Annotated in this window: 20 protein-coding genes; 11 read left to right on the top strand and 9 right to left on the bottom strand. The window is 71.1% G+C overall.

Annotated features, from left to right (window positions below; genetic code table 11):
• Positions 1 to 37 precede the first annotated feature (37 nt).
• The gene (locus JEQ17_RS38910; protein ID WP_200399619.1) at positions 38 to 574 is read right to left on the bottom strand and encodes an NUDIX domain-containing protein; all 537 of its coding nucleotides are present in this window, start codon (positions 572 to 574) and stop codon (positions 38 to 40) included.
• Positions 575 to 621: 47 nt separating this feature from the next.
• Positions 622 to 1,431: a M15 family metallopeptidase gene (locus JEQ17_RS38905; protein ID WP_200399618.1), complete on the bottom strand. Its 810-nt coding sequence runs from the start codon at positions 1,429 to 1,431 to the stop codon at positions 622 to 624.
• Between the two features lie 304 nt (positions 1,432 to 1,735).
• Between JEQ17_RS38905 and JEQ17_RS38900 the strand changes: the two genes are divergently transcribed.
• From JEQ17_RS38900 to glpK, 5 genes are all read left to right on the top strand, one after another.
• Positions 1,736 to 2,182 (top strand): Zn-ribbon domain-containing OB-fold protein, encoded by a 447-nt coding sequence (locus tag JEQ17_RS38900; RefSeq protein ID WP_200399617.1) that lies wholly within the window; start codon positions 1,736 to 1,738, stop codon positions 2,180 to 2,182.
• A complete protein-coding gene (locus JEQ17_RS38895; RefSeq protein ID WP_200399616.1) occupies positions 2,179 to 3,369 on the top strand; it encodes a lipid-transfer protein in 1,191 nt (396 codons plus the stop codon). Before JEQ17_RS38900 ends, JEQ17_RS38895 begins: the two co-directional genes overlap by 4 nt.
• 115 nt (positions 3,370 to 3,484) lie before the next feature.
• Complete coding sequence (locus JEQ17_RS38890; protein ID WP_200399615.1) at positions 3,485 to 5,137, top strand: GGDEF domain-containing protein; 1,653 nt, start codon at positions 3,485 to 3,487, stop codon at positions 5,135 to 5,137.
• 885 nt (positions 5,138 to 6,022) lie between these two features.
• Complete coding sequence (locus tag JEQ17_RS38885; RefSeq protein WP_200399614.1) at positions 6,023 to 6,748, top strand: MIP/aquaporin family protein; 726 nt, start codon at positions 6,023 to 6,025, stop codon at positions 6,746 to 6,748.
• 35 nt (positions 6,749 to 6,783) lie between these two features.
• Positions 6,784 to 8,295, top strand: coding sequence for a glycerol kinase GlpK (gene glpK / locus JEQ17_RS38880; RefSeq protein ID WP_200399613.1), 1,512 nt, complete (start codon positions 6,784 to 6,786; stop codon positions 8,293 to 8,295).
• 180 nt (positions 8,296 to 8,475) lie between these two features.
• On the opposite strand, the gene JEQ17_RS38875 is transcribed toward glpK, so the two are convergent.
• Both JEQ17_RS38875 and JEQ17_RS38870 read right to left on the bottom strand, forming a co-directional pair.
• Entirely contained in the window at positions 8,476 to 9,081 is a 606-nt protein-coding gene (locus JEQ17_RS38875; protein ID WP_200399612.1) for a GTP-binding protein, read from the bottom strand.
• Positions 9,062 to 12,877: a hydantoinase B/oxoprolinase family protein gene (locus JEQ17_RS38870; protein WP_234048524.1), complete on the bottom strand. Its 3,816-nt coding sequence runs from the start codon at positions 12,875 to 12,877 to the stop codon at positions 9,062 to 9,064. Before JEQ17_RS38870 ends, JEQ17_RS38875 begins: the two co-directional genes overlap by 20 nt.
• Positions 12,878 to 13,127: 250 nt before the next feature.
• On the opposite strand from JEQ17_RS38870, the gene JEQ17_RS38865 reads away from it, so the two are divergent.
• From JEQ17_RS38865 to JEQ17_RS38850, 4 genes are all read left to right on the top strand, one after another.
• Positions 13,128 to 13,988: an IclR family transcriptional regulator gene (locus JEQ17_RS38865; RefSeq protein ID WP_200399611.1), complete on the top strand. Its 861-nt coding sequence runs from the start codon at positions 13,128 to 13,130 to the stop codon at positions 13,986 to 13,988.
• A 300-nt stretch (positions 13,989 to 14,288) separates the two neighbouring features.
• Positions 14,289 to 15,182: a BKACE family enzyme gene (locus JEQ17_RS38860; RefSeq protein WP_200399610.1), complete on the top strand. Its 894-nt coding sequence runs from the start codon at positions 14,289 to 14,291 to the stop codon at positions 15,180 to 15,182.
• A 166-nt stretch (positions 15,183 to 15,348) separates the two neighbouring features.
• On the top strand, positions 15,349 to 16,350 hold the full coding sequence (locus JEQ17_RS38855; protein ID WP_407700117.1) for a 3-hydroxyacyl-CoA dehydrogenase NAD-binding domain-containing protein: 1,002 nt from the start codon (positions 15,349 to 15,351) through the stop codon (positions 16,348 to 16,350).
• Complete coding sequence (locus JEQ17_RS38850; protein WP_200399609.1) at positions 16,347 to 16,826, top strand: thioesterase family protein; 480 nt, start codon at positions 16,347 to 16,349, stop codon at positions 16,824 to 16,826. Before JEQ17_RS38855 ends, JEQ17_RS38850 begins: the two co-directional genes overlap by 4 nt.
• A gap of 83 nt (positions 16,827 to 16,909) precedes the next feature.
• Here JEQ17_RS38850 and JEQ17_RS38845 read toward each other — a convergent pair whose 3' ends face one another.
• Genes JEQ17_RS38845 through JEQ17_RS38835 form a run of 3 tightly spaced genes read right to left on the bottom strand, consistent with a single transcriptional unit; the run spans position 16,910 to position 20,742 of the window.
• Positions 16,910 to 17,305 (bottom strand): DUF742 domain-containing protein, encoded by a 396-nt coding sequence (locus JEQ17_RS38845; RefSeq protein ID WP_200399608.1) that lies wholly within the window; start codon positions 17,303 to 17,305, stop codon positions 16,910 to 16,912.
• 9 nt (positions 17,306 to 17,314) lie between these two features.
• Positions 17,315 to 17,755: a roadblock/LC7 domain-containing protein gene (locus JEQ17_RS38840; protein ID WP_189839795.1), complete on the bottom strand. Its 441-nt coding sequence runs from the start codon at positions 17,753 to 17,755 to the stop codon at positions 17,315 to 17,317.
• A complete protein-coding gene (locus JEQ17_RS38835) occupies positions 17,752 to 20,742 on the bottom strand; it encodes a nitrate- and nitrite sensing domain-containing protein (RefSeq protein WP_200399607.1) in 2,991 nt (996 codons plus the stop codon). Before JEQ17_RS38835 ends, JEQ17_RS38840 begins: the two co-directional genes overlap by 4 nt.
• Before the next feature lie 621 nt (positions 20,743 to 21,363).
• Between JEQ17_RS38835 and JEQ17_RS50255 the strand changes: the two genes are divergently transcribed.
• On the top strand, positions 21,364 to 21,969 hold the full coding sequence (locus tag JEQ17_RS50255) for a hypothetical protein (protein WP_234048523.1): 606 nt from the start codon (positions 21,364 to 21,366) through the stop codon (positions 21,967 to 21,969).
• A gap of 273 nt (positions 21,970 to 22,242) precedes the next feature.
• Here JEQ17_RS50255 and JEQ17_RS38825 read toward each other — a convergent pair whose 3' ends face one another.
• Both JEQ17_RS38825 and JEQ17_RS38820 read right to left on the bottom strand, forming a co-directional pair.
• A complete protein-coding gene (locus tag JEQ17_RS38825; protein WP_200399606.1) occupies positions 22,243 to 23,427 on the bottom strand; it encodes an NAD(P)/FAD-dependent oxidoreductase in 1,185 nt (394 codons plus the stop codon).
• The gene (locus tag JEQ17_RS38820) at positions 23,424 to 23,771 is read right to left on the bottom strand and encodes a bifunctional 3-phenylpropionate/cinnamic acid dioxygenase ferredoxin subunit (RefSeq protein ID WP_200399605.1); all 348 of its coding nucleotides are present in this window, start codon (positions 23,769 to 23,771) and stop codon (positions 23,424 to 23,426) included. Before JEQ17_RS38820 ends, JEQ17_RS38825 begins: the two co-directional genes overlap by 4 nt.
• A 215-nt stretch (positions 23,772 to 23,986) precedes the next feature.
• Here JEQ17_RS38820 and JEQ17_RS38815 point away from each other — a divergent pair, with 215 nt between their 5' ends.
• Positions 23,987 to 24,805, top strand: a complete 819-nt coding sequence (locus JEQ17_RS38815; RefSeq protein WP_200399604.1) for an IclR family transcriptional regulator — start codon at positions 23,987 to 23,989, stop codon at positions 24,803 to 24,805.
• Positions 24,806 to 25,042: the final 237 nt, after the last annotated feature.

The following is a 25,042-nucleotide window of genomic DNA, read 5'->3' as shown; positions in this document are numbered from 1 at the left end:
GTCGGGCGTGACCCCGCCGGGGGCTCGTGAAGAGCTCTCAGACGTACCGGCCCTCGAACCACGCCTTCGCCGCCAGGGTGTGCAGCGGGAAGGCGAGTTCGGTCGCCCTGCGCAGCAGTTGCCAGCCCTCGGTCTCGTCGGTCGCGACGGACGGCGGCAGGTCGGACACCGGACGCTCCGGGAGGGCTCCGAAAAGCAGCAGGTGGCCGTCGGGCGAGCTCAGCGCGTCGACGAGCCGTACGTCGCGGCTGGCCGCGGCGATGCCCGTCTCCTCCTTGAGCTCACGGACGACGGCCTGCCGCCAGTCCTCCCGTTGGTCGATGAACCCTCCGGGCAGGGCTATGCCCCCGCGCGCGGGAGCGATGGTCCGGGTGATGACGACCAGGGCCGCGCCCTTGGTGTCGTACACGGGTTGCAGGGCCACCGCGACCGGAGTCGGGTTGCGATAGGCCACGGTGCCGCAGGAGGAGCAGGTGCGGGGCCAGCCGGAAACGCCCTCTCCGTAGGGCGCGCCGCAGCTCGAACAGTGGGAGTCCGGCGCGGAGTTGGCGGACGGGATCTGGGTTGGAGACACGCCCGGGACTGTATCCGATCATCACAAGGACGGCTGCGCGGGCCGCCTCAGTGAGACTGGATGAGGGATTTCCTCGACACCGGGAAGTTGAAATAGGTGTCGGGGTACAGCTCCGGCTTGTACGTGAAGTGCCACCACTCCTCGGCCAGGTTCACGAAACCGAGGCCTTCGAGGGTGTCCTTCAGGAGCAGCCTGTTGGTGCGCTGCTGTCCCTGGATGCGCGGGTCGAGGGTGTGCGAGAGGGTGTCGAAGCAGTCGTAACCGGTGCCCATGTCCACGGAGTTGTCCGGGAATCGCTCACCCTGGGGTGCGAAGCAGGGCACGAGGGGCTCTCCGGGGACGTACGGGCGGGTCGGCAGGGCCGGGAGCCTCACGAGGGTGAGGTCCATGGTCGAGCCGCGGCTGTGGCCGGACTTCTCCGCGATGTAACCGTCCTCGAACAGACGGGTCTTGTCGACGTTCGGGTAGAACTCGCCCTTCATGGCCTGGTCTTCGAGGTCCTTGGCCCAGCGGACGAAGTGGTCCACGGACCGCTGGGGGCGGTAGCAGTCGTACACCTTCAGGGAGTAGCCCTGCACCAGCAGTCGCTGCTGGGCCTGGTGGAGGGCTTCGGCGGCGGGCCTGGTGAGGATGCAGAGGGGCTGCCGGTAGCCGTCGATGCGCTCGCCCACGAAGTTGTGCGGGGTGAAGTAGCGGATCTCCTCGATGATCGTGGGGTCCACGGATCTCAGGGCCACGAAGTCGGCGGGAGCCTTCGGCTCGGTCGTGGCCCGGGCCGTCGCGGAGGCCGCGGTGACGGCCAGCAGGGCGGCGAGGACGGTGACGAGACCGCGTACCGCCATGGAGAGTCGTGTCATGTTCCCTGCATCTATCAGGTGCAGGTTCCCCGGGGGAAGAGATCGGATACAGTCCGCGCCCGATCGAGTGAGCGGACAGGGCCGGGGCCGGAGGCGACCCGCGTGGCTCGGGGACGAGGGACGGCCGGAACCACCCCCGTGGGCCCCGGCCGTCCCTACCGATACTCCGACGCTCAGGAGGCCTGATCGGTTCTCTTCTGACGGACCGGATCGTTCCTCGTGAGGCACTCCGGCGCCCTGCCCAATCGACTCCGCCCGTGGCACACTTCTGACGTTCCGTCAGATCCGGCGCTGTGGAGGGATCTTGTCGCGCACCCGTACACCCGTTGTCACCGGCTGGTTCACCGGCGAGGGGGAGGAGTTCCGGCTCCTCGGCACGCGCTGCTCGGCCTGCGCGTCGGTGTTCTTCCCACGTGAGGACGCCTTCTGCCGCAATCCGGGTTGCCCCGGCGGCGAGCTGGCGGAGGTCCCGCTGTCGCGGCGCGGCCGCGTGTGGTCGTACACGGACAGCCGCTACCGACCGCCGTCACCCTATGTGTCCGATCCGGAACTCGAATGGCGGCCGTACGCGTTGATCGCTGTGGAACTGGAATCCGAACGGCTCGTGGTGCTCGGACAGACCGTTCCCGGGGTGACCGTCGCCGACCTGGCGGTGGGCATGGAGGTGGAGGTTGTCCCGGGCGTGCTGAACGAGGACGCGGACACGACCTGGACGACCTGGCACTGGCGGCCGACGGGGGTGACGGCATGACGGACGAGGTGGCGGTGCTCGGCGCGGGCATGCACCCCTGGGGCAAGTGGGGGCGCGGCTTCGTGGAGTACGGGACGGTGGCCGCGCGCGCGGCGCTCGCCGACGCGGGAGTCGACTGGCGGGACGTCGGCTCGATCGTCGGCGCGGACACGGTCCGTGGCGGCTATCCGGGGTATGTGGCGGGGGCGACGTTCGCCAAGGCACTGGGCTGGCAGGGCGCCCGGGTCGCGAGCGTGTACGCGGCGTGCGCGTCGGGGGCGCAGGCCGTCAACACCGCGCGGGCGCAGATCCTTTCGGGTCTCGCGGACGTGGTTCTGGTGGTGGGCGCGGACGCGGCCCCGAAGGGCTTCTTCCGGCCCCCGGGCGGGGACCGGCCCGACGATCCGGACTGGCTGCGGTTCCGGGTCCTGGGGGCGACGAATCCGACGTACTTCGGGCTGTACGCGCGGCGGCGGATGGCCGTCCACGGGGACACGCTGGAGGACTTCGCGCAGGTCAAGGTGAAGAACGCGGCTCTGGGGGCGCTGAATCCCAATGCCCGCTACCGCAAGCGGGTCACGGCCGAGGAGGTCGCCGCCTCGGCCGTCGTGGCCGATCCGCTGCGGCTGCTCGACATCTGCGCGACCTCGGACGGGGCGGCGGCGCTCGTACTGTCCAGCATGGAGTTCGCCCGCCGTCACGGGGCGGCGGACCCGGTGCGGATCCGCGCGGTGTCCACGGTGACGCCGCGCTATCCCAACACCGTGCTCGACCTTCCCGACATCGCGACGGACTCCGCGGTCGCGGCGGAGCCCGCGGCCGACACGTTCCGCGCGTCGATCGCGCGGGCCGCATACGAGGAGGCGGGCGTCGGCCCCGAGGATCTCTCGCTCGCGGAGGTCTACGACCTGTCCACGGCCCTGGAGTTGCAGTGGTACGAGGATCTGGGGCTGTGCGGCGAGGGCGAGGCGGCCAAGCTGCTGCGGGAGGGCGCGACGGCGCCGGGAGGACGAATACCGGTGAACGTCAGCGGCGGACTCGCCTCCTTCGGAGAGGCCGTTCCGGCGCAGGCCATCGCCCAGGTCTGCGAGCTCACCTGGCAGTTGCGAGGAGCGGCGGGTGACCGGCAGGTCGCGGGTGCGCGGGTGGGGATCACCGCGAACCAGGGGCTGTTCGGGCACGGGTCGTCCGTGATCGCCGTCAGGTGAGGAGACCCGGCGTGCCGGCGGGGGTCGTCCGCACACTGTGTGATCGGTCCGAAATCGTGCGTGAACAGCTCGTGAACTGCGCCTGGGCGTACGCGGGTGGCGTCATTATGCTTCCGTGCCCTCCTGGACGGATACTGTCCGCTTCGCCTTCCAGCCGGTCGTCAACCTGACGACCGGAGGGGTTACGGCGCTGGAGATACTCGCCCGTCCGGAGTCCGGTGACATCCTCGCGCAGGCGCGCCGGGATCCCGAACTCGACGGCCGGCTGGCCGCGTTGGCGATGCGGGCGGCTGCCCGTCAGGAGACGCTGCTGCCGCTGCATGTCAACGTGTTCGCCGGGACCCTCGCCGATCTCGGCGGGCTCGCCGCGCTCCGTGACGAGGTGCGGGAGGCCGGGCGCATGCCGTGGGAGGTGACGGTCGACGTCGGACCGCCCTTCACCCACGTACCGCACCAGGCGCTCATCGAAGCGGTGACGGTGTTGCGGGACGAGGGCTTCCGGATCTGCGCGGACGGCATCGGCGACGGTGACGTGCCCCTGCGGGTGCTCGCGGATCTCGCGCCCGACCTGGTGAAGCTGGACGCGTCCCTGCTGTCGAGGCCGGCGGTGGTGCGGGCGATGCGCACGCTGTGCGAGCAGCTCGGGGCGTTGTTGTCCGTCGAGGGCGTCGAGACCGAGTCGCAGTGCGCGGCGGCCGTGTCCGCGGGCGCGCAGCTGGCACAGGGCGAGTTGTTCGCGCCTCCGGCACGGCGGCCCGCGGCGGATGTGTACGTTCCGGCCCTCTCGCCCGTGGCCGCGGCGACGCCGCCCTACGGGCCGCCCGTACGACAGTTCGTACGGCCTGCCGCGCTGCTGCCCGCCGGGGCGTCCGCGGGGCAGGTGCGGGCGCTGCTGACCGGATCGCCGGAGGTCTCCGGGGTGGTGCTCGTGGACGCCGCCGGGGTGCCGGTGCGGTCGGTGCACCGCTCGCGGTTCCTGCTGTCGCTGTCGGGGCGCTACGGGCACGCGCTGTACGCCGACCGGCCCGCCGCGCGGCTGGGCGATCCGCCGCGCACGGTCGGGGTCGACGCGACCGCGTGGGAGGTTCTCGACGTGGTGGCGGACGGGGCGCCGGACCGTACGTCGGACGATGTCGCGGTCGTCGACCGGCTCGGGCGGTGCGTGGGCGTCGTACGGCTGGCGGATCTCGTACGGGCGCTGGCGGAGAGCCGTGTCGAGGAGGCCGCCGCGCTCAATCCGCTGACGCGGCTCCCCGGTTCGGACGCGATCACCGGTGAGGTGGACCGGTGGATCGCCGACGGGCGGGTGTTCGCGCTGAGCTGGCTGGACGTCGACGGCTTCAAGCGGGTCAACGACGGTGCGGGGTTCGCTGCGGGCGACGAGCTGATCCGGGCGGTGGGGCGGGCGCTGCAGGCGGCCGCGTCCGGGGCCACGCGCGTGGGGCACATCGGCGGTGACGACTTCCTGGTCCTGGCTGATCCGGAGTGGCTCGATCCACTGGCCACGTCGGTGCTCGACACGCCCTGGTCGGCGGGCGGGCTCGCCGTCACCCTGTCCCTCGCCACCGTGCTGTGCGCCCCTGGCAGCGTCACCGACCACCGCGAGGCCGCCGCGTGTCTGGCGCCCCTCAAGCAGGCCGCGAAGTCCCTCCGGGGGGCCAGCTGGGTACTGGGCCGCGCGGGCCTGCCGGGCCACGAGATCCGACGCGGGTCGGGGGCCGCACCGGCACATGCCGAGAGTTGGGCGGGCGGGCCGGGGCGGGGGTGAGTGGCTCTCGGCCGGGGGCGGCCGAGCGGCGGCGGGGGGTACCGAGGTGGTGGGGGTACCGAGGCTCAGGGCGCGGCCGCGCCGGGGCGACCGGCCGGCTCGCAGCTGAGGGCTCCCCCGGGCGGCTGAGGGTTGCGGTCGGCTGAGGCCGCAGGTCGGCTTAGGACTGGGGTCAGTTGTGGGCTCCCGGGCAACTGGTGGACTCCCCGGGAGTTGAGAGCTGCGGTCGGCTGAAGCTGCAGGTCGACTGAGGACTGCGGTCAGCTGTGGACTGCAGAGCGGCTGAGAGCTGCGGTCGGCTGTAGGCTGCCGGGCGGCTGAGGGCTGGCGGGACCGCAGCGGCTCGCCCCGCGATGCTGTGAACCACGCCATCGGCCCGGCCGATTCGGGAGATCTCTCGGGCCGTCTTCTCCGCCCCGGGTCACCGGCGCCCACGCCATGCACCGACGTGGACGCGCCTCGAAGGCCGCGTTCCCGCTGACGAGTCGAACGCCGACGGGCTCCGCACGGCTCCCGCCGTGGAACCCGGCGGCTCCTCGCTCTCCGCCGCCGGGTACACGCCCCGGAACGCGGCCGCCCCGTCGAGTCGTTTGCGTGGGCCCGAACCGTTGTCGCCCGCGACCTTGACGCTCTCACAGTGCCGGTGAACACTTCCGGTGTCAGTCGGCATCGCCGCATTCCGGCGTATTCAGGCACTGCGCCGCGCGGGCCCTCGCCTGCGCCAACGGGTCATGCCCCCACGGGCGATTCGACTACGACGGCACGCTCGTCACGGACGCCGGGCGGGGCGCGGGATCTCCCTGCTCTCGGCTGAAGTAGCCATGGGAACGCACCCTGCACGGTGGACCGGGGCGGATCGCCCCGGGCCTGGGCCTAGGAGCCGCCATGAGCAACGGAGACATATTCGTCGGTGAGGTCATCGGCACAGCGATTCTGATCCTCTTCGGCGCCGGAGTGGTCGCCGCGGTCGTACTCAACTACTCAAAGGCGAAGGACGCCGGCTGGGTCGTGATCGCGTTCGGCTGGGGCTTCGGCGTACTGGCCGGTGCCTACACCGCCGCGCCGCTGTCCGGAGGGCACCTCAACCCCGCGGTGACCGTCGGCATCGCCATCGACACCGGGGACTGGGACAAGGTCCACATCTACATCGCGGGACAGATGGTCGGCGCCTTCCTGGGCGCGGTGCTGTGCTGGCTGGTCTACTTCGCCCAGTTCCAGGCCAACGCCGAAGAGGAGATCGCGCAGCCCACGCTCGGGATCTTCTCCACGGGCCCCGCGATCCGCAATCCCGTGGCGAACCTCATCACGGAGATCATCGCGACCATCGGTCTGGTGCTGCCGATCCTGGCATTCGGCCTCACCAAGGGGCTCGGCGAGTCCGGCACCGCGATCCTGATCGTGTCGTTCCTGGTGGTCGGCATCGGTCTGTCGCTCGGTGGTCCGACGGGGTACGCCATCAACCCGGCCCGTGACCTGGGCCCGCGCATCGCCCACGCCATCCTGCCGATCCCCAACAAGGGGACGTCGGACTGGAGTTACTCGTGGATCCCGGTGGTCGGCCCGCTGATCGGCGGCGTGCTTGCCGGGCTCATCTTCAAAGCAGCCTTCTGAGGCAGCCGTCCGAAGAATCCGACGAAGGGGACGTCATGACGGACAAGTTCGTCGCCGCAATCGACCAGGGCACCACGTCCAGCCGCTGCATCGTCTTCAACCAGGACGGCGCCATCGTCGCCGTCGACCAGCGAGAACACCGCCAGATCTTCCCCAAGCCGGGCTGGGTGGAGCACGACGCCACCGAGATCTGGTCGAAGGTGCAGGCCGTGGTCGCGGGCGCCCTCGCGAAGGCCGGGCTCCGCGCCGACCAGCTCAGCGCGATGGGGATCACCAACCAGCGCGAGACGACGGTCCTTTGGGACCGGGCCACGGGCAAGCCCGTGCACAACGCGATCGTCTGGCAGGACACCCGTACCTCCGCACTCTGCAACGAACTCGGCGGCTCGGACGGGCAGGACCGTTTCCGTGAGCAGACCGGACTGCCGCTGGCCAGCTACTTCTCCGGGCCCAAGGCGGCCTGGCTGCTCGACAACGTGCCGGGACTGCGGGCCCGCGCCGAGCGCGGCGAGATCGCCTTCGGCACGATCGACTCCTGGCTGATCTGGAACCTCACCGGCGGCACGGACGGCGGAAAGCACGTCACCGACGTGACCAACGCCGGCCGCACGATGCTGATGAACCTCGAAACACTCCAGTGGGACCAGTCCATCCTCTCCGCGATGAACGTCCCCGAGGCAGTCCTCCCGGAGATCAGGTCCTCGTCCGAGGTGTACGGGACCGCCGTCGGCCAACTCGCGGGCGTCCCGGTGGCGTCGGCGCTGGGCGACCAGCAGGCCGCGGTGTTCGGACAGGCCTGCTACGACGTGGGCACGGCCAAGAACACGTACGGGACGGGCAGTTTCCTGCTGCTCAACACCGGGAACCGGCCCGTGCCCTCGAAGAACGGGCTGCTGACCACGATGGGGTACAAGATCGGATCGGAGGCGCCGGTCTACTGCCTCGAAGGGTCCATCGCGATCACCGGCGCGCTCGTGCAGTGGTTCCGCGACCAGCTCGGCATCATCCGCAGCGCCGACGAGATCGAGACCCTCGCCGCGAGCGTCGACGACAACGGCGGCGCGTACATCGTGCCCGCGTTCTCGGGCCTGTTCGCGCCCTACTGGCGCTCCGACGCACGCGGTGTCGTCACCGGCCTGACCAGGTACGTCACGAAGGGACACCTCGCGCGGGCCGTCCTGGAGGCGACGAGCTGGCAGACGCGTGAGGTCGTGGACGCCATGTTCCAGGACTCCGGGGTGCAGATCACGACCCTGAAGGTGGACGGCGGCATGACCAAGAACAATCTGCTGATGCAGCACCAGGCGGATGTGCTCGGGGTGCCGGTGATCCGCCCGAAGGTCTCCGAGACGACCTGCCTGGGAGCGGCGTACGCGGCCGGTCTGGCGACCGGCGTGTGGAACGACCTCGACGAGCTGAAGTCGCACTGGCAGAAGGACGTCGAGTGGACGCCGAACATGGAGGCGTCCGTCCGTGACCGCGAGTACCACAACTGGCGCAAGGCGGTGGAGAAGAGCTTCGGCTGGCACGAGGACGGCGAGGGCTGACCCGGCCGTTTTTCGAGGTCCACGCGCGCGTGCGGCATCGTTGGCCACGCACGCGCGTGCGGCCTGTCCTGCGAGGAGTGCCTGAGGACTGCGGCCCGTACCCCTGTCGGCGGGGGTACGGGTCGTACTCGTGCCGGTATCGGTCCGGCCCGGGCCGGTCGGGTGTCGCCGTCCGGAGTCTCAGGTGGTGACGGTCTGGCGGCGCTCGGCGGCGTACGCCATCGCGTGCTGGACGACCTCGATGAGGACTTCCTTGACCGACTCCCGGCCGCGCGCGTCGCACAGGACGACCGGGACTCCGGGGTCGAGGTCGAGGGCCTGGCGGACGTCCTCGATGGGGTAACGGGCCGCGCCCTCGAAGCAGTTGACGCCCACCACGAAGGGTATGGAACGCCGCTCGAAGTAGTCGACGGCGGCGAAGCAGTCCTCCAGGCGGCGGGTGTCTGCGAGGACGACGGCACCCAGGGCGCCGGTGGCGAGCTCGTCCCACAGGAACCAGAAACGGTTCTGACCGGGCGTCCCGAAGAGGTACAGCACCAGGTCCTCGCGGAGCGTGATGCGGCCGAAGTCCATCGCGACCGTGGTGGTGTGCTTGCCCTCCACACCGCTGGTGTCGTCGACGGGACGGCCCGCCTCGGTCAGCAGCTCCTCGGTGCGCAGCGGCTTGATCTCGCTGACGGCGCCGACCATGGTGGTCTTGCCCACGCCGAAACCGCCCGCCACGAGGATCTTGAGCGTGACGGGTTCGACGGGGGCCTTGCCGCGCTCAGTGCGCCCGAAGATCATCGTTCTCTTCTCCTGCTTCAGTGGTGTCGCGTGCTTCGGTGGAGCTTGCATCGGTGGTCGAGCTTGGTTCGTTGGTGGCGCTTGGTTCGTTCGTGGCGCTTGCTTCGGTGGTGCCGGGCGGTGGGGGACCGTATCCGCCGCCGCCGGGTGTTTCGATGACCAGCACGTCGCCGGGGCCGACCTCGGCCGCGTCGCTCCCGGCGAGTTCGGTGACCGTGCCGTCCGCGCGCTCCACACGGTTGGCGCCCAGCGTCCCGGGTTCGCCGCCCGCCATACCGTAGGGCGGGACCCTGCGGTGCTGGGAGAGCGTGGAGACGGTCATCGGCTCGTGGAACCGGATGCGGCGTACGGCACCGTCACCGCCCCGCCACCGTCCGGCCCCGCCGCTGTCGCGTCGTACGGCGAACTCGTCGAGCTGAACCGGCAGTCGCCACTCCAGGACCTCGGGGTCCGTGAGTCGCGAGTTGGTCATGTGGGTCTGTACGACGGGCGCGCCGGGGAAGCCGTCGCCCGCACCGGACCCGGAGGCCACGGTCTCGTAGTACTGGTACCGCTCGTTGCCGAAGGTGACGTTGTTCATGGTGCCGGAGCCCTCGGCCTGCACTCGGAGAGCACCGTACAGGGCGCCGGTGATCGCCTGTGACGTCTCCACATTTCCCGCCACAACGGCGGCCGGTGGCCGCGGGGCGAGCATCGAGCCGGGCGGTACGACGATGTCGAGGGGCCGCAGGCAGCCGTCGTTGAGCGGGATGTCGTCGGCGACCAGGGTGCGGAAGACGTACAGGACGGCCGCGTTGACCACCGCGAACGGCGCGTTGAAGTTGGTGGCGAGCTGCGGGGACGTGCCCGTGAAGTCGACTTTCGCGGAGCGACTTTCGCGGTCCACGGAGACGTGGACCCGGATCACGGCGCCGGAGTCGGTCTCGTAGGCGAACTCGCCGTCCTCAAGGGTGTCGATGACGCGGCGGACCGCCTCCTCGGCGTTGTCCTGGACGTGCTTCATGTACGCCTGGACGACGTCGAGCCCGAAGTGCTCGATCATGCGGGCGACTTCGTCGACGCCCTTCTGGTTGGCGGCGATCTGGGCGCGCAGGTCGGCGAGGTTGGTCTTCGGGTTGCGCGAGGGGAAGGGCGCCTCGGTGAGGAGGCTTCGGGTCTCGGCCTCCCTGAGACGGCCGCCCTCCACGAGCAGCCAGTTGTCGAAGAGGATGCCTTCCTCCTCGATGGTGCTGCTGTTGGCCGGCATGGACCCGGGCGCGATGCCGCCGATCTCCGCGTGGTGGCCGCGCGAGGCGACGTAGAAGAGGATGCGCCCGCCGTCCGCGCCGCCGTCCGTATCGTCGCGGCCGGCTGTGTCGTCGCCCCCTGTGCCGTCACCCTCCGTGTCGAAGACCGGGGTGATCACCGTGACGTCGGGGAGGTGGGTGCCGCCGTGGTACGGGTCGTTGACCGCGTACGTGTCCCCGGGGCGCATGCTGTCGCCACGGCGACGGATGACCTCCTTGACACTGGTGCCCATCGAGCCCAAGTGCACCGGGATATGGGGGGCGTTGGCGACCAGGTTGCCGTCGGGATCGAAGAGCGCGCAGGAGAAGTCCAGTCGCTCCTTGATGTTGACCGACTGGGCGGTGGACTCCAGGCGGGCGCCCATCTGTTCGGCGATGGCCATGAAGAGATTGTTGAAGACCTCCAGGAGTACGGGGTCGACTTCCGTGCCGAGATCGGAACTCTCCGTGACCGCCACGCGTTCCATGACCAGATGCCCGTCGTCGGTCATGGCCGCCTGCCATCCGTCGTCGACGACGGTCGTCGAACTGGCCTCGGTGATGATCGCGGGGCCGGTGACGGTGTCGCCGGGGGGCAGTTCCTCGCGGCGGCGCAGGGGTACGTCGCGCCAGGCGCCGCCGGTGTGGAGGCTGACCGTCTCCGGGGTGCCGGGTGCGGAGTGCGGGGTGACGAGGGCGGAGAGATCGGGGGGTTCGGTGAGACCGGTGGCTTCCACGGAGAGGGCTTCGACGACGACCGGACGGTCGAGGGTGAAGGAGTAGGTGGCGCGATGGCGGTCTTCGAAGGTGCGGGTCATGGCGTCGGGCTCGGTGAGCTCGACGGTGAGGGCCGTGTCCGTGCCGTCATAGCGCAGCTGGGCCCGGCGGGTGACGCGGATGCGGTCCTCGGGGACGTCCTCGGCGAGGAGTTCGGCCCGGGCCGCGCCCTCCAGGCTGTCGGCGGTCTTGAGGATGCCGGGCATCGCGGAGGCTTCCAGGGGCGCCTCGACGGACTGTTCGCGCATGGCCGTGGTGTCCGCGAGCCCGATGCCGAGTGCGGAGAGGACCCCGGCCATCGGCGGCACGAGGACCGTGCGGATGCCGAGCGAGTCGGCGACCATGCAGGCGTGCTGGCCGCCCGCGCCGCCGAAGGTGGTCAGTGCGTAGCGGGTGACGTCGTGGCCCTTCTGGACCGAGATGCGCTTCACGGCGTTGGCGATGTTGGCCACGGCGATCTGCAGATAACCCTCGGCGACCTGCTCGGGCGTGCGGTCGTCGCCGGTCCGCTCGCGGATCTCGTCGGCGAGGGCGGTGAAGCGGTCACGGACGAGGGCCTCGTCGAGCGACCGGTCGCCGTCGGGGCCGAACACCTTGGGGAAATGGGCGGGTTGGATCCGGCCGAGGGCCACGTTGGCATCAGTGACGGTGAGCGGGCCGCCGCCTCGGTAGCAGGCGGGGCCCGGGTCCGCTCCCGCCGAGTCCGGCCCTACGCGGTAGCGGGAGCCGTCGAAGTGGAGGACGGATCCGCCGCCCGCGGCGACGGTGTGGATGTCCAGCATGGGCGCGCGCAGCCGAACCCCGGCGAGCTGGGTGGTGAAGACGCGTTCGTACTCACCGGCGAAGTGCGAGACGTCCGTGGAGGTGCCGCCCATGTCGAAGCCGATGACGCGGTCGAAGCCGGCCAGTTGAGACATCCGCGCCATGCCGACGATGCCGCCGGCCGGCCCGGAGAGGATGGCGTCCTTGCCGCGGAACTGTCCGGCTTCGGCGAGGCCGCCGTTGGACTGCATGAACATCAGTCGTACGCCGTGGAGTTCGTCGGCGACGTGCTGCACATAGCGGCGCAGGACGGGCGACAGATAGGCGTCGACGACGGCCGTGTCACCGCGCGGGACGAGCTTCATCAGGGGGCTGACCTCGCTGGAGAGCGAGATCTGCGGGAAGCCTGTGCGGGCGGCCAGCTCGCCGACGGCCTGTTCGTGGGCGGGGTGGAGGTGGCTGTGCATGCAGACGACCGCGACCGCGCGGATTCCGGCGTCGTACGCCTCCTGGAGGGGCCCGGCGAGGGCGTCCAGGTCGGGGGCGCGCAGGACGGTGCCGTCGGCGGCGATGCGTTCGTCGACCTCGATGACGCGTTCGTGGAGCAGTTCGGGGAGTTCGATCTCGCGGGCGAAGATCCGAGGGCGGTTCTGATAGGCGATCCGCAGCGCGTCGCGGAAGCCGCGGGTGACGACGAGGAGGGTGCGTTCGCCCTTGCGCTCCAGGAGAGCGTTGGTGGCGACGGTGGTGCCCATACGAACGGATTCCACCGGTAGGCCGTTGTGGTGACCAGGTTCCTGCCCGGATGCCCGTCCCGTCGAGGCGTCACCGGCTTCGGTCAGGAGTTCGCGGATGCCCGCCACTGCGGCGTCGGCGTACCGGGACGGGTTGTCCGAGAGGAGCTTGCGGGTGAGCAGCCGTCCGTCGGGGCGCTGGGCGACGACATCGGTGAAGGTGCCACCGCGGTCGACCCAGAACTGCCAGCCCTTCACGTCTGTCTCCCCGATGTCGCGCTGCTCCGACCCTGAGCCGGAGGTGCCTTTCGACGATCGGTCAGATCATATCGGGGTCCGGCACCTCGGCGTTCGGTCCAGAGCAGGGGGCGCTTGACGCCCGGCCTCACCTGTTCGGTCACTGGGTCGTTCACATAGCGCGACTGTCGCTCGGATAATGAGAAGCTAAGGCCGAACTCAAACTGGCCAAGGGGCCGAATTCCGGCCGAACTGTCAGGAGCCAAGGAAAATGCGTACGCCCGAGCCCCCTCGCGCAGATGACAGCACCACCGACAACATCACCGGCGACACCGGCGGCACTGACGGCACCGCCTCACGTCTCGCCGAGCCCGGCGGATCATCCGGCAAGGTCCAGTCCCTGGAGCGGGCGATCACCCTGCTGGAGGCGACGGCGGACAGCGCGCCTGACGGCGAAACGGCGACGAATCTCGCGATCCGCTGCGGGCTCAACCGGGCCACGGCCTGGCGGCTGCTGTCCACCATGGAGCAGTACGGCATGGTCGAGCGCGATCCGCTGACCAGCCGTTACACCGTGGGCTTCGCGGTCGCCCGGATGGCCTCGGCCGCCGGGTTCGACGGGCTCATCCGGCGCTCCCACGGCATCCTGCGCCAGGTAAGCGAGCAGACGGGCGAGACGGCCAACCTCGCGGTGGTGCAGCAGCTCGGGCTGACGTACATCGACGAGGTGACTCCCCCGGTGGTCCTCAGCGCCAAGTGGCTCGGGCGGCAGGCACCGCTGCACGCCACCTCGACCGGGAAGGCGCTGCTGGCCTGGCTGCCGGCGGAAGAGGTGGACGTGCTGCTGGCCGAGCCGCTGACCGCGTACACCGACACGACTGTCGCCGACCGGGGGCGGCTGCGCGCGGAGCTGGCCGAGACGCGGGAGCGCGGATACAGCGTGTGCGCGGGCGAGATGGAGCGGAATCTGTACGGGGTGTCCGCGCCCGTCCTCGGCACCCGCGACCGGCCGTTCGCCGTGCTCAGCATCTGGGGCCCGCAGGACCGGGTGCCCGAGTCCCGCTTCCCGGCGCTGGGCGCGTTGGCGTGCGGTGCGGCGGAGGAGGTTGCGCGGGCGGCGCGGGCGTTGTGACACCTCGGGGCGGGTGACGGCGAGTTCCGGGCGGTTGGGCAGGCACCCCGGTGGGCCGCTGCGGGCAGCCCGGCTGCTGCTGCGTGCTGCGTGCTGCGTGCTGCGTGCTGCGTGCTGCGTGACCCGTACTGAAACGGCGGCGCAGCCCGCGCCCCGGTGCCACGGACGGGCGCCCTTGACGGACCGCAGCCACAGGCGGCATGTTCGTTATATGCGACGCATGAACGCCATACGAGCAGCCATGCAAGCAACCACCCCACCTGACCCCCGCCCCCACCCCCGCACAGCGGAGGCCCCCGCATGACCATGAACCAGGACGTCATCATCACGTGCGCCCTCACCGGTGCCGGCGACACCGTGCGGAAGAGTCCGCACGTCCCCGTGACCCCCGAGCAGATCGCCCGCTCCGCCGTCGAGGCAGCGGATGCCGGAGCGGCCGCCGTCCACATCCATGTGCGCGATCCGGAGACGGGGGCGCCCTCCCGCGACCCGCGGCTGTACCGGGAGGTCGTCGAGCGCATCAGGGAGACCGGCACGGACGTGGTCGTCAATCTGACCGCGGGCATGGGCGGCGATCTGGTGATCGACCCGGAGGAGCCGCTGCGGCACCTGCCCGGCACCGACCTCGTGGGCGGACTCGACCGGCTGCCGCACGTCGAGGACCTGCTGCCCGACATCTGCACCCTGGACTGCGGCTCCCTCAACTTCGGCGACGGCTCGAACCTCTATGTGTCCACCCCGGACATGCTCCGTACGGGGGCGAGGCGCATCCAGGAGCTGGGCGTACGGCCCGAGTTGGAGATCTTCGACACCGGGCACCTCTGGTTCGCCAAGCAGTTGCGCACCGAGGGGCTGCTGGACGATCCGACCGTCTTCCAGCTGTGCATGGGCATCCCGTGGGGCGCGCCCGCCGATCCGGGCGTACTGCAGTCGATGGTGAACATGCTGCCGGAGGGCGCCCAGTGGGCCAGCTTCGCCCTCGGGCGGATGCAGATGCCGTGGGTCGCCCAGTCGGTGCTGCTCGGCGGGCACGTACGGGTCGGTCTGGAGGACAACCTCTACCTGGGCAAGGGCGTCAAGGCGACCAACGCACAGCTGGTCGAGCGCGCGGTGACGATCGTCGAGGCGATGGGGGCGCGCGTCGCCACGCCGGACGAGGCCCGGCTGAAACTCGGCCTCAAGCCACGTGGCTGACCCGCGGAACGAGGTCCGCGCCGGCCGCACGCCCCACAGTGACCGCACGCCCCACGGACACCGCACGCCCCACGAAGACCGCACGCCTCTCAGCTACCGCACGCCCCGCAGACTGCCGTCCGCCGCAGCCGCCGTCCCCCCACGTCGAGCCCTCAAGGAGCCCTCGGTGCCCCACACTTCAGACGCCCCCGACACCGCGCGGACCTCCGTGACCCGGCCCGCCCCCCAGGACGTACGGACCGTGGCGTGCGTCGGTGCCGGGGTCATCGGCGGCGGCTGGGTCGCCCACTTCCTGGCCCGCGGGTATGCCGTCAGGGCGTGGGACCCGGCGCCCGACGCCGAGGCGCGGCTGCGCCGTCTCGTGGACGCCGCGTGGCCCGCGCTGGAGCAGCTGGGTCTCGCGCCGGGCGCCTCCCCCGCCCGTCTCACGGTCACCGGCACGCTCGAAAAAGCGGTGTCGGAGGCCCAGTTCGTGCAGGAGAGCGCCCCGGAGAAGCTGGAGCTCAAGCGTGAGCTGCTGGCGAAGCTGGACGCGGCGACGCCCGCCGGGATCGTCATCGCCTCGTCCACGTCCGGCTATCCGATGACGGACATGCAGACGGAGGCCGTCACGCCGGGCCGGCTGATCGTCGGCCACCCCTTCAATCCGCCGTATCTCATCCCGCTCGTCGAGGTCGTCGGCGGCGAGCGCACGGACGCATCGGCGGTCGAGTGGGCCTCCCGCTTCTACGAGTTGGCGGGCAAGTCCGTGATCACCATGGAGCGCGAGGTCCCCGGTTTCATCGCCAACCGTCTCCAGGAGGCGCTGTGGCGGGAGGCCCTGCACATGGTCGCCAACGGCGAGGCGACGGTGCGTGAGATAGACCGGTCCATCACCGAGGGCCCAGGTCTGCGCTGGGCGTTCATGGGCCCGATGCTCACCTTCGCGCTGGCCGGCGGGGAGGGCGGCATGGCGCACATGCTGGACCACTTCGGCCCGTCCCTGAAGTCCCCGTGGACCCGGCTGGAGGCCCCGGAGCTGGACGGGGCGCTCTACGACGCCGTGGTCGCGGGCTGTGCGGACGCCTCCGACGGACGGACCATCGCGGACCTCGTCGCGGAGCGCGACCAGGGGGTCATAGACGTCCTGCGCGCCACCGGACGGCTGCCCGGGACCGGCGCCCGATGACGTCCCTGCCGCTCTTCCGCGAGACCGTGCGCCCCGAGTGGATCGACTACAACGGGCACTTGAGCGAGGCGTTCTACGTCCTCGTCTTCGGCCACGCGACCGACGCGATGATGGACGCGACGGGCATGGACGCCTCGTACCGCGCGGACAGCGGCTGTTCGCTCTACACCGTCGAGTCGCACATCCGCTATCTGCGGGACGTACCCGAGGGGGCCCATCTGGGCGTCCGCACCCGGATCCTCGGGGCGGTCGGCAAGAAGGCTCACTTCACGCACGAGATGTACGTCCTGGACGCGGCGAATGCCGTACCTGACGCGGACGCAGACGTGGTCGCCACGACGGAACTGCTCGCCCTCCACGTGGACCAGAAGGCCGGACGGGCCACGGCGTTGCCGGAGGGCGTCCGCGACCGGCTCGCCCCGCTGATGGAGACGGCGCCCGCGTGGGCCGGGCGTGCCATCGCCCCGGTCGCCTGAGGTCGCCGGGGTCGTCCGAGGCCGTGGGGGCCGTCGGGGCCGTCTGACGCGGAGGCCCGGATCGGCCGGGCCTCCGGGTCGCGTCACAGGGCCCGGAGGCCGCTGATCACATCGCGGAGAATGCTTTCGTCCGGCAGCTCGGCCGGTGGCACCGGACGCGTCACATGGACCAGCTCGTCGTCCACGAGGTCGCCGATGAGAACGCGCACGACCCCGACGGGCAGGTCGAGTTCGGCGGCGAGTTCGGCGACCGACTGGGGGGCGTCACGGCACAGCCCGACGATGTCCACGTGCTCCGGGGACAGCGAGTGGTCCGCCTCCGGGTCCTCGGCGTGCAGCTCGGTCACGACCACCGCGATCAGGTCGAGGCGGTGCTGGGCCGCGCTTGTGGTGCGGCCGCGTGTCATGGCATACGGACGGACCACGGGTCCGGCCTCGTCGTCGAACCAGTGGGACATCCCCTGACTGTCTCCGCTCATGCCATCCCACTACCCGCCCGAGGGCAATTCGGTGCGCGGAGCGGCGGCCAGATGTGCGCCGACCCTCTTGACCAGCAGTGTCATCTCGTACGCGACCTGCCCGACATCGGAGTCGGAGTCGGAGAGGACCGCGAGGCAGCTGCCGTCGCCCGCGGCCGTGACGAACAGGAAGGCCTCGTCCAGTTCGACGATGGTCTGGCGGACGCTGCCCGCCTCGAAGTGTCGCCCGACGCCCTTGGCAAGGCTGTGGAACCCGGAGGCGACGGCCGCCAGATGTTCGCTGTCCTCCCTCGTCAGGTCGGTGGAGACCCCCGTGGGGAGGCCGTCCCCGGAGAGCACGAGTGCTTTGCGGATGCTGGCGACACGCGCCACCAAGTCGTCGAGGAGCCAGTTGAGTTCCCCCGTCGACGTGCTGGTCGTGGTGTGGCCGGCGGCCTTCGGTGCGGTCATCGACCGTCTCCCTTAGTCGTTCCTGGTGCTGTGCCGTCCTGGGCCTCGTCGCCCTCGGCGTTCTCCTCACGGCCGCGTCGCCAGCCGCGCTGGAGCGAGGCCATACGGTTGCGTACTTCGTCGGCGTCACGCTCCGTCGGCTCCGCGCGGGCCGCGTCGTTCGCGGCTCGCCGGTCGGGGCCGTCCTTGAGCTGAGGGGCCAGATTGGCCTGTCGTACGCGGCGGGGCAGTGCGCCGGTACCGCCTCCGGCAGCCGCGCCGGGGCGGGTTCCGCCGCCGGCCGGGGCGCCGGGATGGGTGCCGCCGGACTCGACGCCACGACGCGACGCGCGCTGGGGAAGGGCCGGGGCGTCCGCGTCCCGGTGGCCTTCGACGGCCTCAGGTCCGCGCGTGAGCGCCTCGCCGGGGTCCGCCGGGCCGCCGCGCTCGCCGCCACGTCCGAGGGCCTGACGGCGCTCCACAGCGTCTTCGGCCGAGTCGGTGGCTCCGGGCCAGTCGTCCGCGGGACCGCGGCGGGAGCCGAGGGAGTCCCCGGGCTCACGGCGGGACGGTCCCCGCCTGACGCTCCTCGACCGCTTCGGCAGGTCCTCCAGCACACCGGGCCGCTCGGACGACTCCCGGGCCGCCTGGGGCAGTTCCGTCACCTCGTCGGCGTCCGCGCGGTCCGTCGCCTCGTCGCGCCGTGTCTTGGTCTGGGTCACGGGGCGCCCGTGGGAGCTGACCAGCTTGGGGGCCCGGCGGCGCGGGAGGCGCACGGGCCCGCCGGACGGCTCGTCGGCGTCGCCGTCGGCGTGCGACGGCTCGCGCGAATCCGGCCGTACCTGCTGCTGGTCCCCCGGCACCCCGGCGATGGAGCGGCGCGGGCGGAAGATGCCGCCGCGTTCGCCCTCCTGGTCGTCGAGGGGGTCCGGGAAGTCGTCGAGGGCGTCCAGATCGACGGGCGCCTCCAGTTCGACGGGTCCGTCCAGCATCGAGGCGGTCCGGCCGGGCAGCGTGACCGGCACCTGGGACAGGGCGGCCGTACGGCCCTCTTCGCCGTCCTTCTTCGAAGGGAGTGCCCGGTCGAGCCGGAAGCCCATGCCGTTCGTGTCGGGCACGTCGTCCGAGAGGAGCGCGTCCGGGACGAAGACCACGGCGGTGGTGCCGCCGTACGGGGACGGCTGCAGCGAGACACGGACGTTCTGCCGCTGGGCGAGCCGGCTGACCACGAAGAGACCGAGCCGGTCGGTGTCCGAGAGCTCGAACTCGGGGGTCTCGGCGAGCCGCAGGTTGGCGTCGAGGAGTGCCTCCGCGGCCATGCCGAGGCCGCGGTCGTGGATCTCCAGGGTGAAGCCGTTGGCGACGCGCTCGCCGAGCACCTGGACGGCTGTGTGCGGCGGCGAGAACACCGTGGCGTTCTCGAGGAGTTCGGCCACGAGGTGGGTGACGTCGGCGACCGCGGACCCGGTGACGGCCATCCGCGGCAGCCTTCGTACCTCGATGCGCTCGTAGTCCTCGACCTCGGCGACGGCGGCGCGTACGACGTCCATCAGCTGGACGGGTTTGCGCCACTGCCGGGACGGGGCGGCGCCGGAGAGGATCACCAGGCCCTCGGCGTGCCGGCGCATACGGGTCGTCAGGTGGTCCAGGCGGAACAGGTCGGCGAGTTCGTCGGTGTCGTCGGTCCTGCGCTCCATGGTGTCGAGCAGGGTGAGCTGCTTGTGCAGCAGGACCTGGCTGCGACGGGCGAGGTTCACGAAGACCTCGGAGACACCGCTGCGCAGCTCGGACTGTTTGACGGCGGCCTCGACGGCGGCCCGCTGGAGGATGTTGAGGGCCTGGCTGACCTCGCCGATCTCGTTCTTCTCGTACTCCAGGCGCGGGACCTCGGTCTCCACGTCGACCTGTTCGCCCGCGGAGAGGCGGCGCATCACGCTGGGCAGCCGTACGCCGGCGGTCTCGTGGGCCTCCTGGCGGAGCCGGCGCAGGTCGCGGACGAGGCTGCGGCCGATGCGTACGGACATGAAGAGCGAGACCAGCAGCGCGGCCAGACCCAGCACTCCGGCGACGCCCGCCTTGACGATGACGCCAATCGCCACGGGGCGCACACGGTCCTGGAAGCGGTCGCCCGCCTGGGTGTTGAGCTTGTCGAGCCCGTCGAGGACGTCGCCGGCGACGCCGTCCCAGCTCTTCGCGGTGACTCCGCGTGGCTCACCGGGAGCGGAGGCGATGACGGACTGCTCGGCCACGCGCAGCGGTGCGGTGGCGGCGTTCTTCCAGTAGCGGTCGTAGCGTGCGCGCTCGGCGTTGGGCAGCAGCGGGAGGCCGACCTCGTACATCAGCGCGCGCTGGGCGACGAGGTCGGAGACGTCTCGGGCCTCCTCGCGCGTCACCTGGCCGACGACGAGGGCGGAGCCGAGGAGGGCGTCCTCACGGGCGAGCAGCTCACGGGCGCGCGACATGTTGACGAGGGCGCGGCCCTGCTTGTCCACGTCCACGTTGTCGAGGACCTGGAGATTGGCCAGGAGGGTGTAACAGGGGTCCACCAGGCGGTTGTAGAGGTCGAGTGCCTGGAGGCGGGTGACGGTGCCGTCCTCGACGCTCTGGCGCAGCGGACCGACGCCGTCGAAGGCGTCCAGGATCGCGGTGAGCCGCTCGGTGGTCTCCGTGCCCATCTCGTCCCGCAGATCGCCGTCCTTGGCGTTCCTGCGGATCTTCGACACGACCTCGTCGGTGGCGGTCCGGGTACGCCGCAGATCGGCGAGCGCCTCGGAGGCCCGGGGGTCGGCGAGATAGACGAGCGTCTGACGGCGCTCGTCCTGCAGGACGCTGATGACGTCCTCGGTCGGATAGCCGATCTCCTGGACGATGAACGTCGTGTCGAACAGCTGGTTGACCTCGCGCCCCGTGAGTACCGTGGCGAAGCCCCAGATCCCGGTCAGGGAAACCAGCGGCACGAGCAACAGCGCCACGATCTTCCGGCGGATGGACTTCCCGCGAAAGCGCATGGCCTCCCCCAGCTCGACCCCCGGCGAGCGGGGGCACACATGTGCGTCAACAAACGGCGTGAGCCTACTACCGACACAGTGGTATCTCGAAGGCCTGTCCGGACCGACTCGTTCCGGGACGGTAACAGGACATCAGGAGTTGTCCGTTCATTGCGGGAGATTGCCTCCCCGAATCCGACACGGGACACGGGACGCCATCCGGTCCGCACAGTGGGCCAGTTGGCCGGAATTTTACGGTCGACGGGAATCTTCGCGTTACGTCGATCGTCTGTCTGTACGGAAGTTGGAGGCGGAATCGGCAGCAGGTGCCGCATGCCGCGCTCAGGCAGCGTAAAACAGCGCAAGCCGGGCACCCAATGGGGAGCCGGGGTTCTCGTGACTCCGGAGCAGGCGGTTGTCGGGCGGTTGGGGAGTGACGAGTTGATGGGCACGGCGGAGCGGCACGGGACAGTCGGGACGGGCGTCGCGGAAGCCACGGGGGCACGGCGGGGTCCACAGACACAGGATCACGACATTCCGGCCGACATCCCGGCCGACGTCCCATTGAGGGCGGCCGAGAGGGGGTCCCTGACAGGGGCTGGAGCGGAAACCGGGGCGGGGCCGGCCAGGGGGGCTCGGTTCGTGGTGGGAACGGACGCGGAGACCGGGACGGAAACCATCGCGGACACGGAGGCGGAAGCAGAAGCGGGGCCGAAGACCGAGACGGAGACCAGGGCGGGAGCCGTCGCGAACGGCGAGGCGGAACACGTCGCGAATGCCGGGCCGGAACGTGTCACCAACGCGGGGGCGGAAGCCGCCATGGAGGCCGAGGCGGAGGCCGAAGAGCAGGGGTACTACCGGCAGTTGTGGGTCGAAGAGCCCGCGACCAGGCGCCGGCTGCCCGATCCCGTGCGGGCGTCCGCGGTGCGGGCCGTCATCATCATCGCGGTCACACTGATCCAGGCGATGGTCGCCTTCCTGTGCACGCTGGCCGGTTCCTGGCTCGCGTTCCCCATGGTGCTGAGCAGCGTGGCGAGCACGGTGGTGGCGACCTGGGGCGCCCTGGACGTATGGGTGACCCGCCAGGTGTGGAACCAGCGCAACGGCGTGGTGTCGGTGCCCAGCAGCACGGCCCGTGCCCTGCGGCGCGAGCGGCGCAAGGCACGGCGCCAGGAGCGATCGGCGGAGCGGACCAAGGAGCGGATACGCCGACAGGGCGGCGGCGCGGGCCAGTTGTCGCACTCCTAGTCGCACTCCCAGAGGCGGCGCCCCTCTGCTGGAAGGGCGGCGCCCCTCGGCAAGCGCCTCCAGGCAAGCGCTTCTCGGCAAGCGCCTTTCGGTCGGCACCCCGCTGTCGACACCCCGCTGTCGACACCCCGCTGTCGGCACCTCACGGCAAGCACCCCTCATGGAGCGCTCCAGGGCACTGCCCCGGGGCGGCCTCGGGGCGCGGCCGCGGCGACGCCCCTCCCCCGCCAGGACACGGGGCAACCCCCTCCCATCGGGGGTAGCCCCGCCCCGCTAGGAAACGGCCGCCTCCGCCACCGTCACCCCGCGTCCGAGTTCGCGCCGGGCGCGCATGAACGGTCGTGGTCGGTCCACGGAGAGCACCGCCGTCGTCCGGCCGTCCCGCTCGTACAGGGCGAGGAAGCCGCCCTCGTCGGGCGTGCCGTCGGTGACGCCGCCCTCCGCGATCCGGACGGTGTCGGTGTCGAGCCGCCGGCCGGCGAACTGGATCCGTGCTCCGTACTGGTCGGACCAGAAGTAGGGCAGTGGGCGCACGGTCTCCGCCGTGTGCCCCGCGAGGAGGTTGCGCACGGCGACCCGGGGCTGTTCGGTGGCGCTGGTCCAGTGTTCGGCGCGGGTGCCGCCGACGCGGGCGACGTCACCGACGGCGACCACCTGGGGCAGAGCCGTCACACAGCCGTCGTCGCACAGCACTCCGTCGTGCAGTGCGAGCGTCGAGCCCGCCAGCCAGTCGGTGTTGGGGATGGCGCCGATGCCGACGATCACGATGTCGGCGGGGAGCAGCCGGCCGTCGGCGAGTTCCACGCCGGTCACCGCGACCGTGCCGCGCAGCCCGGCGACGCCGGTGCCCGTGACCAGGTCGACGCCGCCGCGCCGGTGCAGTCCGGCGCACACCGCGGCCATCTCCGGGCCGAGTTGGGGCACCAGCGGCAGCGGCGCGGCCTCGACGACGGTGACGTCGTGGCCGAGTCCCGCACAGGAGGAGGCGGTTTCGGCACCGATGAAGCCGCCGCCGATGACGACGACACGGCGGGTGCCCGCGCCGAGTTCGGCGCGCAGCGCACGCGCGTCGTCGAGGGTACGCAGGGTGTGGACTCCGGCGAGTTCGCAGCCGGGGAGCCTGCGGGCGGAGGCTCCGGTCGCGATGATCACGCCGTCGGTGGAGACGGTCCGGCCGTCGCCCAGGAGGACGGTCCGGCCGCGCGCGTCCAGGCCGCGGGCGCGGACGCCGAGCAGCCACTCGGCGTCGAGCTCGGTGGTCTCCTCGGCGTCGGAGAGCGCGAGTCGGTCCTCGCCGGACCGGCCGGTGAGGAAGTCCTTGGACAACGGGGGGCGGTCGTAGGGGCGGTGGGGTTCGTCCCCGACGACCACCAGTCGCCCGTCGAACCCCTGGGCACGCAGTTCCCTGGCCGCGTACAGCCCGGAGAGCGAGGCCCCGACGACGGTCACGGTTTTCATGCCGCCGTGCCCTCCTCTTCGGACGCCACCACGGCCACCACTTCGGCCGCCACGTGGACATGGACGATCCCGTCGTCGACGGTGACACGGTGGGTGCGGACGGCCCGACGTGCGGGAAGGCACGTCGGCCGGCCGGTGCGGAGATCGAATGACGCCGCGTGGAGCGGGCATTCGACCAGACAACCCTCCAGCCAGCCCTCGGAGAGGGACGCATCCTGGTGGGTGCAGGTGTCATCGATGGCGTACAGCTCGCCGTCGGCGTTGAACACGGCGATGGGCGGTGTGGTGTCGATACGGACGGATTCGCCCGCGGGGAGGTCATCAAGGCGGCAGACGGGAATCACGGGCCCCCCTCTCGGTCCAGGACCCACGGTCCGGGACCTCTCAGGTCCGGTCTGGTCCGAGACCTTCCCGGTCACGGACTCTTCGGTAACATGATGTTTCGTATGGCGCACGAGGGAGCGCTATGCGCAACAGAATCCGCGCGGGATGCCCGTCACGTCAAGGGCTTCCGGCAGATGCGGCTCAATCCGGGCCGCCAGGTGGTGAGAGTTGAGTTATGACCCGCACGCAGAAGCAGGCTGACCGCACAGAGGAGACACCCGGGAAGCAGAGCAGGGGCGCGGGGAGCGCCGTCCAGTCCGTGGACCGCGCCGTGAGCGTGCTGGAGATCCTCGCCCGGCTCGGCGAGGCGGGCGTCACCGAGATCGCCGACGAGCTGGAGGTGCACAAGTCCACCGCCTTCCGGCTTCTCGGAGTGCTGGAGAACAGGGGATTGGTCGCCCAGGCCAAGGACCGCGGGAAGTATTACCTGGGCGCCGGCGTACTACGCCTGGCGGGGGCGGCGGCAGTGCGTCTGGACATCTCCCAGGAGGGTGTGCCCGTGTGCCGCGAACTCGCGGACGAGGTGGGCGAGACCGTCAACATCGCGGTCCTCGACGACAACGCGGCGGTCAACATCATGCAGGCCCGCGGCGCCGCGTCCGTCACCGCGCAGAACTGGCTGGGCAGACGCACCCCGCTGCACGCCACGTCCAGCGGAAAGGTGCTGCTGGGGCATCTGCCGCCGACCCTGAGGGAAGGACTGCTGGCCAGGCCGCTCCCGCGTTTCACCGAGCGCACGATCACCGGTACGGCCGCGCTGCGCGGCGAGCTGGAGGCCGTGGTGGAGCAGGGGTACGCGTTCGCCCTGGAGGAGCTGGAGCTGGGGCTGGCCGCGACGGCCGCCCCGGTGCGCGCCCACGACGGGAAGGTGATCGGCGCGATCAGCGTCTCGGGTCCGGTGTACCGGCTGGATTCGGACCGGCTGCCCGATCTCGCCAAGCGCACGGCGGCAGCCGCCGCCGACCTGTCGCGCCGGATGGGATACGGCTTCTGACGGAAGCGGCACCGGACACGGACCGGAGCCGGGGACCGGTCGCCGGAGGGACACGGCACGAAGCGCGGGGCCAGGAACACCTGGCCCCGCGTTTCTGTGTGTCGGACAGATTTCGTGCCGCCCGTTCCTTTTGCCAAGGATTAACCCGCACCTCTTGACGGCCCCTTGGCGGCGTTCTCACTATGTTCCTCATCGCGCAACCCATAGTGCATTGCGCAACAGCAGAGGAGCTTGGTC

Origin of the sequence: Streptomyces liliifuscus (genome assembly GCF_016598615.1) — a bacterium.
Lineage (GTDB): Bacteria > Actinomycetota > Actinomycetes > Streptomycetales > Streptomycetaceae > Streptomyces > Streptomyces liliifuscus.
This window is presented reverse-complemented; position numbering and strand designations above follow the sequence as displayed.